Consider the following 17584-nt stretch of genomic DNA (forward strand, 5'->3'; position numbering starts at 1 on the left):
CGTCGTGTACGCATGACGCCCGAGCTGCGAGCGAGCCCTACCTTGCTGACGTGGCTGTTCCGAACTGGCGTGGCCATTCCGAAGGAGAACGAGCGGTGACAAGCCCGAACCTCGAACAGCGGATCCGCAGTGCCTGGATCGGTCGGATCAGCGGCTGCATGCTCGGCAAGCCCGTCGAGCTGCTGTCGATGCGCCAAGGCCCTGCAGTACTGCACGACTACCTCGCCCAAGCTGGCGCCCTGCCGCTGCGCGACTACGTCCCGCTGCTGCCGCAAGCTCCGTCAGCCGTCGAGCGCAACGCCGACGCCTGCAAGGACCGCCTGGTCGCGGCCGTGCCCGACGACGACATCAACTACACGGTGCTGTCGCTCATGCTGATCGAGGAGCACGGCACCAGCTTCACCACCGAGGACGTGGCCCGGGCTTGGTTCCGCTGGCTGCCCGGCGGCCTGACGTTCACCGCTGAACGTGCCGCCTACGCCGTGCTGATGGCCAAGGCCTCGACACCATTCGCCTTCGGGCAGCCCGCCGGATTCGACCTCGACGAATGCAGCGACAATGAGTTCAACGACTGGATCGGGGCACAGATCCGCGCCGACATGTACGGCTGGGTGGCACCCGGCGAACCCGCCCTCGCAGTTGAACTCGCCGCCCGCGACGCCCGATTGTCCCACCGCGGCGAGGGCGTGTACGGCGCCCAGGCCGTCGCTGCGATCGGCGCAGCCATCCCATCGAGCCCGACCATGCTGACGGCGATCGAAGCCGCCATGGAGTTGCTGCCGGCCGGCTCGGCGTGCGTCGATGCCATGGCGCTCGGCATCCGCTGCGCCACTGCCGACGACGGCCCGGCCCCGATCCACAGGTCCTACGACGGCATGTCGCCTGTGCACACGGTGAACAACTTGGCATTGGTCACATGGGGCCTCCTTTCCGGCGAGCACGACTTCTCTGCCGCCATAGGCGACACTGTCGCCGCGGGGTGTGACACCGACTGCAACGGCGCAACCGTGGGCGCCCTGTGGGGCCTGTCCGGCCGCCCGATCTCAGCACACTGGCCCGACGCATGGAACGGCCGGGTGCAGGTCTCCCTCGCCGGCGTCGGCGAACTCGCCCTCGACGACCTCGTCACCCGAACACTCGCGGTCTGCCCGTGATCGCTCGGCGAGCGCGGCCTACTGCAGCGCACGAGAAGGATCAAGACGCGATCGGGAACCAGAACCGCGAGTGCAGGATGAGCTTCAGGCGTCGGGCCCCGAGCGGGCGTCGCGCAGCGGTGCAGCCGTGCGCGCAGCAACCTCATCGAAGGTGACGCCCGGCGCCGTCTCGACCAGCGCGAAGCCCTCCGCTGTCACATCAACGACGGCCAGGTCGGTGTAGATCCGGCTCACGACGCCTTCCCCGGTCAGCGGGTACGAGCACTTCTCGACCAGCTTGGGCGTGCCGTCACGCGTGCAGTGGGTTGTCATGACGCGCACGGTCCGAACACCGGACACCAGATCCATCGCGCCGCCGACAGCAGGAATGGCATCGGCCCGCCCAGTCGACCAGTTCGCGAGATCGCCGTTGGAGGCAACCTCCATCGCGCCGAGTACGCACAGGTCCAGATGCCCTCCCCGGACCATGGCAAAGCTGTCGGCGTGGTGGAAGTAGGCGGCTCCGGGATTGGCGGTGACCGGCTTCTTGCCTGCATTGATGAGCTCCGGGTCGACGGCATTAGGCGCCGGCGCTGGACCCATCCCCAGCAGACCGTTCTCGGTGTGCAGGACAATCTCGCGGCCCTCAGGCACGAATTGCGCGATCAGTTCGGGCATGCCGATGCCGAGATTCACATATGACCCGTCAGCGATGTCCTGCGCGGCCCGCGCAGCGATCTGCTCCCGTGTGAGCCGATCTTCGTGGGCTGGCGGTGGCGTGCTCATGGGTAATGCGCTCCCTGGGCGACCAGATCGAATTCTTGTGCCGGATCCGCAACATGCACGACACGGTTGACGAAGATCCCCGGCGTGACGATGGTCTCGGGGTCGAGCGAACCCGGAGCGTCCACCGTCGAGGCCTGCACCACCGTGGTCGAAGCAGCCATGGCCATGATCGGTCCGAAGTTGCGAGCTGTCTTGTTGAACCGCAGATTCCCGTGCCAGTCGGCTGCTTGGGCCTTGACGAGCGCCCAGTCGGCGGTGAGGGCGTATTCGAGCAGGTGCGGCCTGCCATCGAAGTCACGCCGCTCCTTGCCGTCGGCCAGCTCGGTGCCGGCCGCAGTGGGGGTGTAGAAGGCCGGAATGCCGGCGCCGCCTGCCCTGATGCGTTCGGCGAGGGTGCCTTGGGGGACCAGTTCGAGCTCGATGCGCCCCGCTCGATAGACGTCGGCGAAGACGGTCGAATTGGAGCTGCGCGGGTACGAGCCGACAATCTTGGAGACCCGGCCGCAGCGGATAAGCGCCGCCAGCCCGACCTGGCCGTTGCCGGCGTTGTTGCTGATGACCGTCAGCTCCGAGGCGCCCTGATCGATGAGGGCGTGGACAAGCTCGATCGGGCTGCCGGCCTCGCCGAAACCGCCGATCATGACGGTCTCGCCGTCGCCGATGTCCGCAACGGCCTCGGCTGCGCTCGCGACCCGCTTGTCGATCATCGCCCGCGTGCGCTAGAGGTCGAGTCCGATGGCAGCGACCGGTGTCGTCATCTGCATCTGCGGGGGAGACCCCATCAGTGGTCCGAACGCCGCCATCGCCTCCTGCATGGCCGGTGTCTGGCCGTGATGCTGCATCGATTCGGCATCACTCATCAGGGCGAAGAACCAGAACGTGTTCCCCTCGCCCCGGTGGTACGAGTAGATCTCCACGCCCGGCTCGTCGCGGGCGGCTTCGACCATCGAAACCAGCACCGCTTCCATCTCGTCGGCCTTGCCGTCCTGGCAGCTGAAGCTGCCGATCACCGTTGCCTTGCCCATGACGGTTGCTCCTCGTCGGTCGGGGGTGCCTCGGTTGAGTCTGCCCGAGCGCCGTCCGCGTCAGGCGCGCCAAGCGGCGGGGTCGGCATCGTCAGGCAGCACCCCGAACAGCATGGAGGCTCCCGCGGGCCGGAAGCGCGACTTGTGCCCTTGCCCGGTGAGATCATCGGCAAGCAGTACCTCGCCCGGGCCGATTCGCCGCACGCTCCCGTCTCCGGCTTCCACCTCTACCTCAGCGTTCAGCGGGATCACAAGTTGACGTCGCGGGGCGTTGTGAAAGTCGAGATCCAAGGCCGGTTGTTCAGTGCGGAAGATGACGCCGGCCACCGGCAACACTCCGGTCTCTGCGCCCCTCTCGCCCTGCCGTGCAGCGATCTCCAGATCCTCGAACTCTGTCTGCCCGTTGGCCGCCGTGCGCATCCAGATGATCTTCATTGTTCGCCTCCTGCCCACAGCGGCGGGTTCGGCATCGGCCCCCGGGCAGATTCGTAGGCCGCCGCCAGCGACAGCGACAGCGTCTCGTCGCCGCCCCGGCACATGAACTGGATCGACGTCGGCAGACCGCCCGCTGTCCCCGCCGGCCCAGCCGGCGACACGCCGGTCGGCACGGTCGTCGAGCACAGCGCCAGGAAGTTGCCGGCCCGGGTGAACAGCGCCGGGGTGTTCGTCTCGTCGGCTTCGTCCACCGGCAGCGGCAGCATCGGCGTCGTGGGCGTCACCATCGCATCGAAGCCCTCAAATGCCGCGGCGAACTCGGCAAGGTCGATACGCCGCTGCACCATCGCTGCGATGTACTCGCTGGCAGTGATGCTGGCGCCCGGCAGCACCCTGGCACGCACACGCTCGTCCACCTTCGAGGTCGGGTCTTCCATGAGCTCGCCGTAGTAGTGGTACGACTCGGCGGTCACGATCACGAACCGGGTGTTCTTCATCTCCTCGAACGACGTCGGCGGGTCGAAGTTCACCACCTCGGCACCCAGTCCGACCAGCACCTCGAGCGCCGCGTCGTAGGCAGCGAGCTGTGCAGCATCCACTCCCGCACGCTCGGCATCGCTCAGGCAGCCGATGCGTCGCCCGCCCAGGCCACGCTCGAGCGCCGCACGCATCGCCCCGTAGCGACCGTCACCGGCCAGCCAGTCACGCTCGACCTCGGCGGCAGGCGTGCCCAGCATGGCGTCGAACATGAGCGCCGCGTCCAGCACTGTGCGGGCCAGCGGTCCCGGCGTGTCCAGCGTGTGCGACAGGGGAACGATGCCGTCGATCGGAAGCAGGCCCTCGGTGGTCTTCAGCCCGACGATCCCGCACAGCGCAGCCGGCAGCCGCACCGACCCGCCTGTGTCGGTGCCAACAGCGCAGGGCGCCATGCCGGCCGCTACCGCCGCGCCCGAACCCGAGGATGAGCCGCCTGGCGTGCGCAGCACCTCGGCATCCCACGGGTTCCAGGGCGTGCCCATGTGCTGGTTGGTGCCCCAGCCGCCCATGGCGAACTCGACTGTCTTGGTCTTGCCCAGCAGGACGCCGCCGGCTTCAAGCAACCGCCGAGCAACCGTGCCCGTCGCCGGCGACACCCGGCCAGCCCACTCAGCCGAGCCCGCCGTAGTCACCCGGCCCTCAACATCCACGATGTCCTTGAGCGCGAACGGCACGCCCCAGAACGGACCCACCGGCTCGCCCGCTGCCAGCGTCAGCGCCACCTCGGCCGCCTCAGCCGCCGCGCGGGCCTCATCGGCATATACCGACTGCCAGGCCCCCACCCGCCCGTCCAGCGACGCAATCGCCGCCAGGCAATCCTCGGTGGCCTCCACCGGCGACCGAGACCCGTCCCGGTAGCCCGCCGCCAGCTCAGCAACAGTCGCCGTCACATTGCCCCCAACTCACGAACTTCGCCCGCGCCCTCCGCAGCAAGCACCGCGCAGTCTCGCGCCGCACAGCCGGCTTCGCCTGCTCGACGGACAGAGTGATCGCCGAGGTCAGCACGCCGCCAGAGACAGCATGGTCAGCCCCGGAAGCTGCCGCGGCGGCCGCCGGGATTCTCGCGGGGCCCGTAGTAGCCGAAGGTCCAGCCAGGCATCTGCTCCCACTCGATGCGCCCCACCGCCTCGGCGTAGCGCTCTGTCGCGGCGATCAGCGCGTCCTCGGCTGCGTAGTCGAACGGGTCCTGCAGCCGGGCCAGCACGCCGGCGTCGCCGGGCAGGTGTTCCGCTTGCCACCGCACGGTGCGCCGCAGCCCCTCGGCGGGGTCCACCTTGTCGCGGTAGCCGAGCTGGCGGCGGATCTTCTCGGTGCTGAGGATGCTGTGCGCCGACGAGTGGTTGAGCAGGAACGGTGCGCCAGGCGCGGCCAGCCCACCGGGCACCGAGACGAGCTCGAAGGGATTGCCGAGTTCGTCGCCGATGATCTGCGCGACCTGCGCGTACGTGAACTGCCGGTCGTCGCCCACGTTGTAGATCTCGCCCGCCGACTCATCGAGATGGTCCACCGCGAGAAGCACCGCCGAGGTGGCGTTCTCGACGAACGCCGACGTCGCAACCGTCAGGCCGCCGTCGGGCACGATGATCTGGCGCCGGCCGTCGAGCGCACGCTTGACCAGCGTCCATTCCCGCGGCAGCACCTGGTTGGGGCCGTAGATGTACGGGTAGCGGAAGTGCGTGGCATCGGGGTGCAGCGAGAACGTCAGCTCCTCCGATTCGGTCATCTTGAGCGGCTTGGGCCCCGAGCGCTCGTCGCCCACCAGGCGATCGTCCTCGACGGTCGGCACCGGCATCCCCTCGGGGAACTCGACGGCAGGCTCGGCGTACCCGCTGTACACCGGCACGCCCCCGATCGAGATGAGTCGCGGCGTGCGGCCCGCAAGCACCTGCACGATGGCCCGGAGGCGGCCGTACATCGCGAACACCACGTCGAACGTGCGCCCCTCAATCGAACCCCGGAACGCCTCCTCATCGAACGGATCAGTGTGGATGTGCTCGAGGTGAGCGGGGATGGTGTCGACCTCGTGACGCCCCGTGTGCAGGATCGTCACGGTGTGCCCACGATCCACCAGCCCGTTCACGATGTGAGGCCCAGTCGGCCCGGTTCCCCCAATGACGAGGATGTCCATCCGGTCAGCTTGTCACCGAAGCGGCCACTCGCACCGGGCAGCGGCTCGCCGAGCCCGCGTTCCGACGGCGACGATCGCCGAGGCCCAGGCGAGTAGGTTCGCAGCGGTTCTTGCTTGCCGTAGCTGTGGGCGGACCGATACGCACCATGTCGAATTCGACCGGACCCGGACCGCTTGACGGCATCCGTATTGTCGAGATCGCCACGTTCATCGCTGCGCCGGGCGGCTCGCACCTGCTGGCATCCCAGGGCGCCGAGGTCATCAAAGTGGAAGACCTGGTGGTCGGCGATCCGCTGCGCATGTTCGGGTCGAGCCGCAACGGCATGTCGGGTTGGTTCGCCAACATCAATGCAGGCAAGCGCTCACTGGCCATGGACATCGCATCGCCCCAGGGCCGCGAGCTCATGGCCGACCTGCTGGCCACCGCTGACGTGTTCGTGCAGGCGTACCGTCCCGGCGTGGCCGAGCGCCTCGGCATCGGCGAGGCCGACGTGCGCAAGCGCAACCCCACCATCGTCTACGTGTCGATCAGCGGCTTCGGCCGAGACGGGCCCTATTCGAAACGCCCTGCCTATGACGCGGTCATCCAGGGCTGGTCCGGCATTGCCGCTGTGCAGGGCGGTGACGGCGAGCCCCAGTTCGTGAAGAGCTTCATCCCCGACAAGGTCACCTCCCTGACGTGGACTCAAGCCGTGTGCGCAGCGCTGTTCGCCCGCGAGCGCACCGGCCGGGGCGAGCACGTGGAGCTGTCGCTGCTCGATTCGGCGGTGAGCTTCATGTGGCCCGATGCGATGATGGACCACACGGTGCTGTCCGATGATGCCGATCACCGGCCGAATCTGCTGGCTGACTACCGGCTGCTGGCGTGCCTGGACGGCTATGTGGCCATGATGCCGCTCACCGACGCCCACTGGCAGGGCGTAGCCGACGCCTTCGGCCGGCCCGAGCTGCTCACCGACCCTCGCTTCGCCGAACCGGGACCCCGGGCGGCGCATTTCGGCGACATGATCGACACGCTCGGCGAGGTGGTGGCCGGTGTAGCCCGCGACGACGTGGTCGAGCGTCTCATCGCGGCCGACGTGCCGGTCGCGCCAGCCCTGCGTCCCGACGAGATCGCCGCCGACCCGCAGGTGCAGCACTCCGGGGTGGTGCGGGAAGTCGACCACCCCATCGTGGGCCCGATCCGCCAGCACCGACCCGCTGCGTTGTTCGCCGGCGGCATGCCCGAACTGCGCCACGCCGTCGAGCGCGGCGCCGACACCGACCAGATTCTGAGCGAGCTGGGCAGGTCGCCCACCGACATCGCCGATCTGCGCGCCGAAGGGATCGTGAAGTAGGAATAGCGACGTGGGAATCGTCAAGTAGGGGTGGTGAGATGAGCGCAGGCGACGTTGCAGGCGAGGCCGGATCGGTTGATCCGAACGGCTCGGGCAGCGACTTGCGCATCGACGAGCGCGTCGGCGCGGTGCTCGCCGAGCACGCCGCCTGGAACGAGGAGCACCGCCGCCTGTCCGAGCCCTCGCTTTCGGCGCTGCGCGACTCGGGCGCGCTGCGGCTGCTGGTGCCCGGGCGGGTCGGCGGCGACGAGCTCACCTTCGCCGACATGGTTGCCAACGTGCGCGAGGCCGCGCTGTGCGACGGCGCTGCGGCGTGGGTGCTGATGGTGCTGGTGGGGCACAGCTGGATGATCGGCTCCATGAGCGAAGACCTCCAAGACGAGGTGTACGGCGCCGATCTCGACGCGATCGTGCCAGGCTCGCTGGCCCCCGTCGGCTCGGCCACCGAGTGCGATGGCGGCTGGCTGGTCGACGGGCGCTGGCCCTTCACCAGCGGCGCGATCTGGGGTGACTGGTTCCTGCTGGGCTCCCAAGTGCTCGAGCCCGGCGAACGCCCCCGCCTGATCCACGTGGTGATGCCACGTGCCGACATCGGAGTCGACGACAACTGGTATGCAATCGGCTTGCGCGGCACCGGCTCGTGCGATGTCGTCGCCGAGCAGGCCTTCGTGCCCACCCACCGCATGCTCGACTCCGGCGAGCTGCTCGGCGCCCGTTCACCGTGGTCAGCCCGCCACCGCACATCGCTGTACCACACGCCGGTCCTGCCCGGACTGTCGGTGCACGTCGCAGCGACGGCGCTCGGCCTCGCACGCGCCGGACTCGACGATGCCGCCGACCGCTTCGGTGTCCAGGACGATCGCTACATGGGCACCGCCAAAGCCAACCGCCCGGGACTGCACATGCGCCTGGCCGAGGCCAACACCGAGGTGCGAGCCGCCGAGCTGCTCATCGCCGACACCGTCGAGCTGCTGCGCCAGGCCGCAGAAGGCAACGACTCCAAGGCGCTGCGAGCCCACGCCAAGTACCAGGGCACCTACGCCATCGAGCTGTGCCGCCGAGCACTCGACCAGGTTGCCAACGCCGCCGGCGGCCGGGCGCTCTTCGACGGCAGCCGCCTGCAGCAGGCCTTCCGGGACGTCACGATGGCTTCCCAGCACCAGGTCGCCGATCTCGACACGGTCGGCGAGGCCTACGGCCGCACCCGCCTCGGCATGGACCCCGGCGCCCACCCCCTCTAGCCAGAGGTTCTCGACGGCCGGTCCGCGGCCCCGGCCATGAACCGACTGCAACAAAAGGTGACCCTGCGCGGCCAAGAACTGCTGAGATACTGGCCGCAGGCCGGTTCGTGTCAGCGGTGCCCAACAGACGGCGCCGCCGCTCCGGCAAGGAGATGATGATCGTGAAGGCTCGCAAGGCGAGGCTCGCGGCAGTTGGCGCGGCCGTGGCGTTGGCAGTCGCTGCATGCGGTGGCGACGACGGCGGCGATGCCGGCAACGGAAACGGAGCAGACGTCGCCACGCAGGCGACGCCGTCACCGGCAACCACTGCACCGCTCCCGACCAGCCCGGCTCCCACTACAGCAGCGCCGCCAACCACGGCCGCCGCCGGCGAGCTGCCGACCGATGCGATGGGCCTGCTGATCGCCGCAATCGAGAACAGCGCCGTGTCGTCGGTGCGCGGCGAGATGCGCTTGGACATGGCCGAGATGGCGAGCTTCGCCGTGCAGTTCGAGACAGACGGCAACCAGAACCGTTCGTTCACGGCGCAATTCGCGGAGATGACGGGACCCGGCGGGGAGGGTCCGGGAATCGAGATCCGCTACGTCGACGGCGTCCAGTATCTGCAGTTCGTGGTGCCCGAGGGCATGCAAGGTCTCGTCGGCGACGCGATGCCCCAGGGCTGGTTCACGCTGGATCCGCAGGCGGCCGCGAGCATGGGAATCCCGTGCCCCTCACCCGTGCCAGGCGGCACACCGGCGAGCGGCGTGTGCCAGCTTCCGAACGACAACACCTTCCTGATCCAGCACCTGACCGGCGCCGAGATCGTCGGTCAGGACGACCTCGACGGGCTGGCGGTTACCCACGTTCGGCTCACCGTCGATGCAGCGGCCCTGGCGGCCGAAGCGTCGGCCGCGTTCGGAGGTGAAGATGGCGCTGGAGGCGGTATTCCCTTCGCCGGAGACTTCGGCCTCGACGAGCTCATCTTCGACGTCTGGATCGACGGCGAGGGCTTCATCAGGCGCCTGAGCCTCGACTTGGGTGCCGTCATGGAAGAGCTCATGGGCGATCCGGACGAAACGGATTCGGACGGCTTCGGGGACGCCTTCGCCAGCATGCTCGACATCACCAACGTCATCGACTACGACGACTACGGCGCCGACATCACCATCGAGGCGCCGCCGCCGGACGAGATCGTCGGCGATTTTGGCGACATGATGGGGGCCGGAATGGGAGCCGGCTGACAGGAGAGCAGCGATGTCGTTGGAGCTTGAGACCGTGCGGGTGGACGGCGACGGGCCGGTGCGCCACTTGGTGCTGAACCGCCCGGAAGTTCACAACGCCGTCAACTCCCAGCTCATCGCCGACGTTCACGCCGCGTGCCTGGCGCTGGATGCCGACCCGAGCGTGCGAGTGGTGATCGTGCGCGGCGAGGGGAAGAGCCTGTCCTCGGGCGCCGACCTCAAGCAGCGGCGCGGCACCAGCCTCGACACCATGCTCGGCTCCAAGGCGGGCGCCCGCATGTACGACACGCTCATGCATCTCAATGCCGTCACTATCTGCCTGTGCCACGGCTACATGATCGGCGGGGGAGGGGTGCTGCCGGCCGCGTGCGACTTCCGCATCGGCAGCCCGTCGATGAGCCTCACGCTCAACGAGGTCAGCATCGGCTTCAACCTGACCTGGCATTCGGTGCCGGCGCTGGTGAACCTGGTGGGCCCGCACCGTGCCAAAGAGATGCTGATTCTCGGCCGCACCTACGGCATGGAAGAGCTGGACGGGTGGGGCTTCTTCACCGAGACCGTGTCGAGCGACGACGAGCTGGTGCCGGCCGCCGAGCGCCTGGCCGAAGCCATCGTGAGCCAGCCGCCGGTGCCGGTCACGTCGTCGAAGGCGTCGATCAACGCGCAGGCGATGCCGCTCGGCCGGGCCATCAACCACCTCGACCACGTCGCCGTCGGCTACATGGGCAAGAGCGAGAGCTCGCGCACAGCCGTGCGCAGCTACTTCGACCGCGACGACCCCGACGCGCGCACCTGGTCCGACGACTGAGCAGGGCGATGGCTGAGTCCGGTAGCGCTGAGTCCGACGGCGTCGAGCCTGAAGGATTCGGATCCGGCGAGCCATCCGGCTCGGGCGGGCCGAGTCGGCGCGACCGGGGCTGGCCGAACCAGCGCACCCTGCTGCTGTACCTCGTGGGCGGGCTGCTGATAGCGACGATCCCGGTCGTAGTGGCGCGCTTCGTCGACCAGCCGCCTGGTGACACCTACACGATCGACATCCCGCCGGGTACGGCCGCCGCTCTCGCAGCCGGCCAGGATGTCGAGGTCATTCCCGACGAGCTCGACTTCACGCTGCGTGATGTGCTGATCATCGTGAACCGCGACTCGGTGGCGCACACCATCGGCCCGTTCGAGATCGGGCCGGGCGAGCAGTCCGAGCACTCGTTCAACGAGGTTGCTGCCATCAGCGCCTACTGCTCGCTGCACCCGTCGGGCAGCATCAGCATCTCCATCGGCGAGTAGCCAACCCGGCCGGCATCCCGCGGGTGGTGCTCCGGGCAAGCGCGAACGGCGGCTCGTTGCTACGCCTCGTTGCAGGCCGGCAACGCCTCTTCGGCGAACTGCGCAACGGCGTCCTCGGGCCGGCCCATGCGCAGCGCCGCTGTGTTGACCAGCAGCCGCTGCACGCCGTGATCGCGATACACCTCGAGACCTTCGAGCCCCTCGCGGTGGTGGTTCCAGTACGCGGTCAGCGCCAGCTCGGCCGGGTCACGCCCCTGGCGATCGCACTCGGCATGCATCTCGCCGATCAGGCGCTTGAAGTCGTCGAGATCCTTGTGGATCACGTACCAGCCGTCGCCCCGGGCCACCAGGCGCCGGATGGCCGGCGGCGTCGTACCGCCGATGAGCAGCGGCATGCGAGGTCGCTGGGCCGGTGTCGGCAGCATCGAGAACCCGGTCCAGTCCAAGAAGTCGCCCCGGAAATCCACGTCCTCGCCGGTCCATGCCGCGGTCATGGCGTCGATGTACTCGTCGGCCCGGGCGCCGCGGCGGTCGAACGGCACGCCGAGCGCGTCGAATTCCTCCTCCAGCCAGCCCACGCCGATGCCCAGCTCCAGCCGCCCGCCCGACAGGTGGTCCAGCGACGATGCCTGCTTGGCGAAGGACAGGGCGTTGGCCTGGGTGACGATGTTGACGCCGGTGCCGAGCCGCAGGCGCTGCGTGGCTCCGGCCACGAAGGTCAGGGCGATGAACGGGTCGGTGAAGCCCTGGTCCGACGGGATCGCCAGCTTCCCGCTGGGGTTGTACGGGTACCGGCTCTCGTAGTCGTGCGGCACGATGACGTGCTCGAACGTCCACACCGATTCATAGCCGAGCTCTTCGAGCTGCTGGGCGAACGATCGCAGGTAGCCGGGATCGAGGTAGGCGGCCGAGTTGATGGGCGTGATGCCGACGTGCATCTGCGGGACTGTACGCAAGACCCATAGCGGGTGCCGGTGGCCCGGTCACCCTCGCCCGCCAGTCAGATCAGCCCGTCAGCCCAGCGAGCCAACGCGACCCGTCGGCCCAGCGTTCCGCGCAGTCGTGCATGCAGCGGCCGGGTGCGCCAAGCTGTTGCGATGCCGGGGGACGCTGTGTCGCAGAATGCAGTGTTCGCCGTGGAGCGTGCCTCCGTCTACACGCCCGCGTACCGCGAACGCGTCCAACGACGCACGGTCGTAGTGCTCATCGCCAGCCAGGCCGCCGGCGGATTCGGACTGGTCGCCACCTACATCGTGAGCGCGCTGCTGGCCGAGGACATCACGGGCAGCTCCACGCTGGCCACGATCGCAGCCAGCAGCCTGTCCATCGGCTCGGCCTCGGTAGCCGCCCCGATGTCGAAGCTCATGAACAAGTACGGCCGCCGGTCGGGCCTGCGCTTCGGCTACCTGGTGGGGGCCGGGGGTGCCACGCTGGCGGTGCTGGGGGCCATCCTGCTCAGCTACCCGCTGCTGTGCCTGGGCGTGTTCGGCGCCGGCGCTGGCAACGCCGCCAACCTGGCCACCCGCTACGCGGCGTCGGACCTGGCCCAGGAGAACCGGCGCGCCAGCACCATCAGCATGATCGTGTGGGCCACCACGTTCGGCTCCTACACCGGGTCGGTGGTGTCGGGCTATGCCAGCGACGTGGGCGTCTCGCTGGGCCTGCCCGACAAGACCGGCTCGTACGTGTTCGCCGGCGTCATGTTCCTGCTGGCGGCGGCGATCGTGGAGATCTTCCTGCGGCCCGACCCGCTGCACATGGCCAACGAGATGGCGGCCGAGGGCGTCGCCAACGGCAGCCGCAAGGCCGAGGCAAAGCCGACCGTGCGGGAAGCGATCTCGCTGATCATGCAACGGCGCGAGGCGCGCCTCGCCGTGTTCGCCATGATCGTCAGCCAGGTGACGATGGTGGGGGTGATGGCGCTCACCCCGCTGCACATGAACGCGGGCGATCAATCCCAGAACGTCATCGGCCACATGATGGGCTTCCACATCCTGGGCATGTACCTGCTGTCGCCCCTGGTCGGCCGGCTCACCGACTCGGTCGGCAAGTACCCGATGCTGTATCTCGCGGGAGGACTCTGCACCTGGGGCGCCTGGTGGGCGGCGGTGACGCCGCCGGCGGGCGTGCTCGGCGTGTTCATGGGCAACTTCCTCATCGGACTGGGCTGGTGCTTCGGCGTGGTCGCCGCGTCGAGCCTGCTGGTGGAGCTGTACCCGATCCATCAGCGGGTGTCGGTGCAGGGCGTGGGCGACTTCGCCATGCTCGGCGCGGGCGCCATGGCGGGACTCAGCTCGGGTGCGCTGTACGAGACGTTCCAGTACCGCGGCGTGAACTACGCGAACGCGCTGTTCGGCTTGGCGCTGATCTTGGCCACGTTCTTCACCTACACCGGCGTGCGCCGCGCGAGGCGACGCCCGGAGCATCAGCAGCGAGCGGCAGTCGTCAGCGGCTGAACAGCAGCTCATCAGCGGCCCCTGCTCAGACACATCGCCCGGGCCGCTGCGCAGCCCCGCGGCCGGGACGTCACGGCGAGGTGAAGCGGTGCTCGTGCTCGCCGTTGACCGTCACGTGGAGGGTCTCGCCGCTGGCGATCTCGCCGAGGTGAACGATGGCGTCGAGCTCGACGTCGCGGTCTGAGCAGTCCTGCGCCCACGGCAGCGGTGCGGGCACGAAGGCCGTCACCGTGACGTCGTAGCGGTTGCCGTCGCGGGCGACTTCCTCGCGGCCAATGTGATAGCAGCCGTCTTCGCGTGAGATAGCGAAGTTGACTCGCAGGTAGCCGTCGCTGCCGGAGCTGGTGACGCCCTCCCACAGCATCTCGACGCCAGTGACATGCACCGGCTCCTCGACCCGCTCGGGGTCGGTGGGGCTCCAGCCCTCGGGTGCCAGCTCGGGCGGCGGTTCCACCATCACCAGCGTCATGTCGACGCGGCGGGGATTGCCACGGGTGATGACGTCGTACGCGGTGTCGTTGATGAACGCCATCCGACCGTCGCCTTCGGTGATGACGGCCGAGACGGAGTACGTGTTGCGGTCGTCGATCTCGTCGCTGGCGTAGCGCAGCTCGAAGTCGATCGGCACCTGGCCGGGATGGCTGATGACCTGCTCGGTGATCAGCACCGCTGCAGCGTCGGCGTAGCTGGTGTCGCGCAGTTGGACGGTCACGACCGCGTCGGGCGACAGCGCGATGCGCTCCCGGTAGGTGATGGTGCCCCTCACCGACGCGTCGGCACCCACCGGCTCGATGACCGACTCCGTCGTGGCGTCGTAGGGCGCGCATGCCGCCGCAACGAGCGCGAGCGCGGATGTCACGCCGACGGCCGCCATCGCTCGTCGAATCCTTTGCATCGGTGGCCCTTCGTGGGCACCGCGAAGCGCGGTACCGGTCGCTGCTTCATCTATTCCAACGCACCGGCACCGTCCTCGGTTCCGTCGCATCACCCAGCGATCTCGGCACCCGTTCCTGCTCGCTGCAAGGAGGACAGCAGCGAGCCCTGCCGGCCCAGCGGCTCCACCCCGAGCGAGCGGAAGATTCGCCAGTACAGGCTGATGTCGGACGAGATGATCGGCACGCCGAGTTCCGCCTCGATGCCGGCCGCCAGGCTCACGAAGCGCCGGGGCAGGCCGTCGTCGTCCCGGTAGTTGGACATGCCGTTCACCAGCACGGCGTCCACGTTGGGCGCCTGGTTCACGGTGTACTCGCACGACCGCAGCGCCAGGTCGCCGGGGAAGATCCAAGTGCAATCGTTCACCTCGTCCTGGGTGGCGTACCAGCCCTGGTCGACGAAGTTCTGCGCCCACACGACGTCGATGCCGGCGCTGCGCAGGAATCGCACCACGCCGTCACGCCAGTCGGGCCAGAAGTACACGGCGTTCAGGGCCACCCGCTCGTAGCCGTGCGCCTCGCAGGCCTCCACCAGCGTCAGGCCGGCCATGTGGAACGGCGTCTCGTACTTCTCCGACATCTCGGCAGTGAATCGGCGGATGTCGGACGCGTCGGTGCCGGCGGCATGCACCCAGTTCGTGCCCACCTGCCCGACCATGTCGGCGCCGCTGTTGGACAGGCAGTGCACAGTCTCCTCAAGCAGGTGGAACAGCCCGGCCCGGTCGCTGAGGCGGTGCGCGTAACCGGGGGCGTGCAGCAGGCGGCCGTGCACGCCCACCGACGGCGGGCACATGCGCAGGAAGTCGGTGGGGGCCGCGTCGAAGTCCATCGGCGGCGCGGTGAAGCCGACCTGGTGCGGGAAGAGCTTCTTCGCCGGGTCGGACCACTTGGCAGGTTTGCTCACCGGGCTGCAGCCTCCTTCGGCGCGTTCACGAACCTTGCGGCAGGTACAGGTCGTGGTTTTCGGGATCCAAGCGCAGGCTCAGCTCGCGCAGGCGACCGTGGAACTCGTCGCGGGGAACGTGGCAGAGGCGGATGTGGCGGCCGGAGGCCGGATCGAATGCCGTTCGGCCGTGCATCACCCGGTGGTTGTCGATGAGCATGCCCTGGCCGGGCTCGACCCGGATGGTGGCGGTGAATTCGGGGTTCGCCATGCGGTCGCTGAAGGCCCGGATGGCGTCGTAGATCCGGTCGATGTCGCTTGGTGCCACGTCAAGCGGGCCGAGCGCCCGGTCGAAGTAACGGATGCCGCTGAGGCGCCCGAATTCGTCCAAGCGGATGACCGGGCTGCGGTTGCGCAGGTTGATCTCGCCGGGGTGGCGCCGCACATGGGTGACCGCCAGCGTGGTCAGTGCCTCGAATGCGTCAGGCTCGTCGGCGCGCAGCGATTCGGCAATGGCGAAGCCGTCCACGTAGGTGCTCATCCCGCCGACGTCGGTGTTGACCAGGCAGTGAAAGATGTCGATGCCCGGCGGGGAGTAGTAGAAGGCGTCGTCGATGTGGGGCGCTTGGGCCATGCCGGTCTTGGCGCCCAGCTTCGCCACGGGCTCGGCCCGCACGTCGTAGATGCGGCCATAGACCGTGGTCTCGTGGATGGGGCCGACGAGGTTGGCGAGTTGCTCGGTCTGCTCGGACTCGGTGCCGAGATGATCGATGCGCACGATGCCGTAGTCGCACAGCATGCGGTACGCCTCGAGCTGGCCGGCACCGCCGTCGCACGCATCTGTCCAGCTCACGGTGGGGAAGTGCTCGGTGAGCTCGGCCCGCCAGGTGGTGGGCTGCCATGCGGCGCGGCGCCGACGAGCCGCCTCGTCGTAGGCGTTGGCGATGAGCCAGTCGCTGCCGTAGGTGGACCGGTGGCCATCCGGCCATGTCAGCACCAAGTCGCCATTGCAGACCTCAGCCTGGGCTGGCGCGATGTCCGACGGGAAGCTGGCAACCGTCGTGAATCGGATGCCGTCGGCCGGGTTGCCGCAGTCTGGGCACCAGCAGCAGTGCCGCAGCCACTGGCCGGCGAAGGCTCGCTGCCGCCCATCGGCGAAATCGACGTGTATCTCCCGCCTGTCGATCGCCGCGCCGGTCACTGCAGGTGCGTCGGCGATGCCGAGCCGGTTGCCGAGGTGCGGGTTGTAGGTGGTGATGTCGCCGGCCGCGCCATGCTGGGTCACGGCACCTGCGGACGGTTCGGTCGCCAGCTCAACCGATGGGGCTCTGGGCGGTGAGACCACCGTCCACAGTTAACACGCTGCCCGAAACGAATCCGGCCATCGGCGAGGCCAGCCAGGCAACGGCTTCGGCGACGTCGGCGGGTGTGCCGAGACGCCCAACCGGATGGCGCCGGAGGGCTTCGATGCGGGCTGCTTCGGGGTCGGGCTGCCTCTCGAAAGCGGCGTCGGCGAGGGCGGTGCTGATCCAGCCGGGGCTGACAGCGACGCAGCGGATGCCCTCGTGGCCGTGGTCGATGGCGATGGCCCGGGTGAGCGCTTCGACAGCGCCCTTGGACGCGCTGTAGACGGCCATTCCCGCGTCGGCGTGCGTGGCGGCGATCGATGCGATGTTGATGATGACGCCGCCGCTGGGCTGGTCAGGCATCTGGCGTACCGCAGCCCGGCACATGTTGAACACGCCGCGCACGTTGACGCCGACGACGAGATCGAAGTCTTCGTCGGTGGTGTCAGCGATGGTCTTCTCGACCTGGACCCCGGCGTTGTTCACTACGACGTCGAGCGAACCGAATCTCTCGACAGCAGCGGCGACGAGGGCGTCGGCCTGGGCCGGGTCGGCCACGTCGGTCTGCAGCCACGCTGCGCCTTGGATGTTCGGCTCGCTGCGGCTGCCGGTCAATACGTCCCAGCCATCAGCCGCGAATCGCTGGGCGATCGCCTCGCCGATCCCCGAGCTCGCCCCCGTCACCACGACGCTGCTCATGCTCGACCTCCCTTCTGGCCGCGGCTCTGCCGCATCGACATGTCGCGGCCCTTGGCCTCCGCCGCTTGATGCCGATCGCTCGTCACAGTTGGCAGGATGGCAGCATGGCGCATTCGAACCGTGCCATCGGCACGCGCCGCAT

General features: G+C 68.7%; 18 protein-coding genes. 7 read left to right on the forward strand and 11 right to left on the reverse strand.

The genetic code is table 11. From position 1 onward, the window contains the following. Positions 1-95 precede the first annotated feature (95 nt). Positions 96-1154 (forward strand): ADP-ribosylglycohydrolase family protein, encoded by a 1059-nt coding sequence (locus ACOGI5_RS06760; protein ID WP_419863658.1) that lies wholly within the window; start codon positions 96-98, stop codon positions 1152-1154. 84 nt (positions 1155-1238) lie between these two features. Here ACOGI5_RS06760 and ACOGI5_RS06765 read toward each other — a convergent pair whose 3' ends face one another. The 6 genes from ACOGI5_RS06765 to ACOGI5_RS06790 all read right to left on the reverse strand — a co-directional run bounded on the left by ACOGI5_RS06765 (position 1239) and on the right by ACOGI5_RS06790 (position 6044). Continuing rightward, positions 1239-1919 (reverse strand): 3-oxoacid CoA-transferase subunit B, encoded by a 681-nt coding sequence (locus tag ACOGI5_RS06765; protein WP_419863659.1) that lies wholly within the window; start codon positions 1917-1919, stop codon positions 1239-1241. After that, complete coding sequence (locus ACOGI5_RS06770) at positions 1916-2626, reverse strand: 3-oxoacid CoA-transferase subunit A (protein ID WP_419863660.1); 711 nt, start codon at positions 2624-2626, stop codon at positions 1916-1918. Before ACOGI5_RS06770 ends, ACOGI5_RS06765 begins: the two co-directional genes overlap by 4 nt. Before the next feature lie 12 nt (positions 2627-2638). Next, positions 2639-2944 (reverse strand): putative quinol monooxygenase, encoded by a 306-nt coding sequence (locus ACOGI5_RS06775; RefSeq protein WP_419863661.1) that lies wholly within the window; start codon positions 2942-2944, stop codon positions 2639-2641. 60 nt (positions 2945-3004) lie between these two features. After that, complete coding sequence (locus ACOGI5_RS06780; protein ID WP_419863662.1) at positions 3005-3379, reverse strand: hypothetical protein; 375 nt, start codon at positions 3377-3379, stop codon at positions 3005-3007. After that, entirely contained in the window at positions 3376-4806 is a 1431-nt protein-coding gene (locus tag ACOGI5_RS06785; protein ID WP_419863663.1) for an amidase, read from the reverse strand. Before ACOGI5_RS06785 ends, ACOGI5_RS06780 begins: the two co-directional genes overlap by 4 nt. A gap of 134 nt (positions 4807-4940) precedes the next feature. Further along, positions 4941-6044 carry an epimerase gene (locus ACOGI5_RS06790; protein WP_419863664.1) on the reverse strand — a complete coding sequence of 368 codons (1104 nt, stop codon included), beginning with the start codon at positions 6042-6044 and terminating at the stop codon, positions 4941-4943. A 146-nt stretch (positions 6045-6190) separates the two neighbouring features. Here ACOGI5_RS06790 and ACOGI5_RS06795 point away from each other — a divergent pair, with 146 nt between their 5' ends. The 5 genes from ACOGI5_RS06795 to ACOGI5_RS06815 all read left to right on the forward strand — a co-directional run bounded on the left by ACOGI5_RS06795 (position 6191) and on the right by ACOGI5_RS06815 (position 11126). Continuing rightward, positions 6191-7381, forward strand: a complete 1191-nt coding sequence (locus tag ACOGI5_RS06795; protein ID WP_419863665.1) for a CaiB/BaiF CoA transferase family protein — start codon at positions 6191-6193, stop codon at positions 7379-7381. Between the two features lie 38 nt (positions 7382-7419). Further along, positions 7420-8622, forward strand: a complete 1203-nt coding sequence (locus ACOGI5_RS06800; RefSeq protein WP_419863666.1) for an acyl-CoA dehydrogenase family protein — start codon at positions 7420-7422, stop codon at positions 8620-8622. Positions 8623-8783: 161 nt separating this feature from the next. Then, a complete protein-coding gene (locus ACOGI5_RS06805; RefSeq protein ID WP_419863667.1) occupies positions 8784-9845 on the forward strand; it encodes a hypothetical protein in 1062 nt (353 codons plus the stop codon). A 13-nt stretch (positions 9846-9858) separates the two neighbouring features. Next, the gene (locus ACOGI5_RS06810) at positions 9859-10653 is read left to right on the forward strand and encodes an enoyl-CoA hydratase/isomerase family protein (protein ID WP_419863668.1); all 795 of its coding nucleotides are present in this window, start codon (positions 9859-9861) and stop codon (positions 10651-10653) included. A gap of 8 nt (positions 10654-10661) precedes the next feature. Continuing rightward, a complete protein-coding gene (locus tag ACOGI5_RS06815; RefSeq protein WP_419863669.1) occupies positions 10662-11126 on the forward strand; it encodes a cupredoxin domain-containing protein in 465 nt (154 codons plus the stop codon). 59 nt (positions 11127-11185) lie between these two features. On the opposite strand, the gene ACOGI5_RS06820 is transcribed toward ACOGI5_RS06815, so the two are convergent. Continuing rightward, complete coding sequence (locus tag ACOGI5_RS06820; protein WP_419863670.1) at positions 11186-12064, reverse strand: LLM class F420-dependent oxidoreductase; 879 nt, start codon at positions 12062-12064, stop codon at positions 11186-11188. A 159-nt stretch (positions 12065-12223) separates the two neighbouring features. Here ACOGI5_RS06820 and ACOGI5_RS06825 point away from each other — a divergent pair, with 159 nt between their 5' ends. Beyond that, positions 12224-13582, forward strand: a complete 1359-nt coding sequence (locus ACOGI5_RS06825; RefSeq protein ID WP_419863671.1) for an MFS transporter — start codon at positions 12224-12226, stop codon at positions 13580-13582. A 70-nt stretch (positions 13583-13652) separates the two neighbouring features. Here ACOGI5_RS06825 and ACOGI5_RS06830 read toward each other — a convergent pair whose 3' ends face one another. From ACOGI5_RS06830 to ACOGI5_RS06845, 4 genes are all read right to left on the reverse strand, one after another. Further along, a complete protein-coding gene (locus ACOGI5_RS06830; protein WP_419863672.1) occupies positions 13653-14456 on the reverse strand; it encodes a YbaY family lipoprotein in 804 nt (267 codons plus the stop codon). 110 nt (positions 14457-14566) lie between these two features. After that, positions 14567-15418: a hypothetical protein gene (locus ACOGI5_RS06835; protein ID WP_419863673.1), complete on the reverse strand. Its 852-nt coding sequence runs from the start codon at positions 15416-15418 to the stop codon at positions 14567-14569. Between the two features lie 25 nt (positions 15419-15443). Next, positions 15444-16682: a TauD/TfdA family dioxygenase gene (locus ACOGI5_RS06840; RefSeq protein ID WP_419863674.1), complete on the reverse strand. Its 1239-nt coding sequence runs from the start codon at positions 16680-16682 to the stop codon at positions 15444-15446. A gap of 28 nt (positions 16683-16710) precedes the next feature. After that, positions 16711-17442 carry an SDR family NAD(P)-dependent oxidoreductase gene (locus ACOGI5_RS06845; protein WP_419863675.1) on the reverse strand — a complete coding sequence of 244 codons (732 nt, stop codon included), beginning with the start codon at positions 17440-17442 and terminating at the stop codon, positions 16711-16713. Between the last annotated feature and the right edge of the window lie 142 nt (positions 17443-17584).

Origin of the sequence: Candidatus Poriferisodalis sp. (genome assembly GCF_965208925.1) — a bacterium.
GTDB lineage: Bacteria > Actinomycetota > Acidimicrobiia > Acidimicrobiales > Poriferisodalaceae > Poriferisodalis.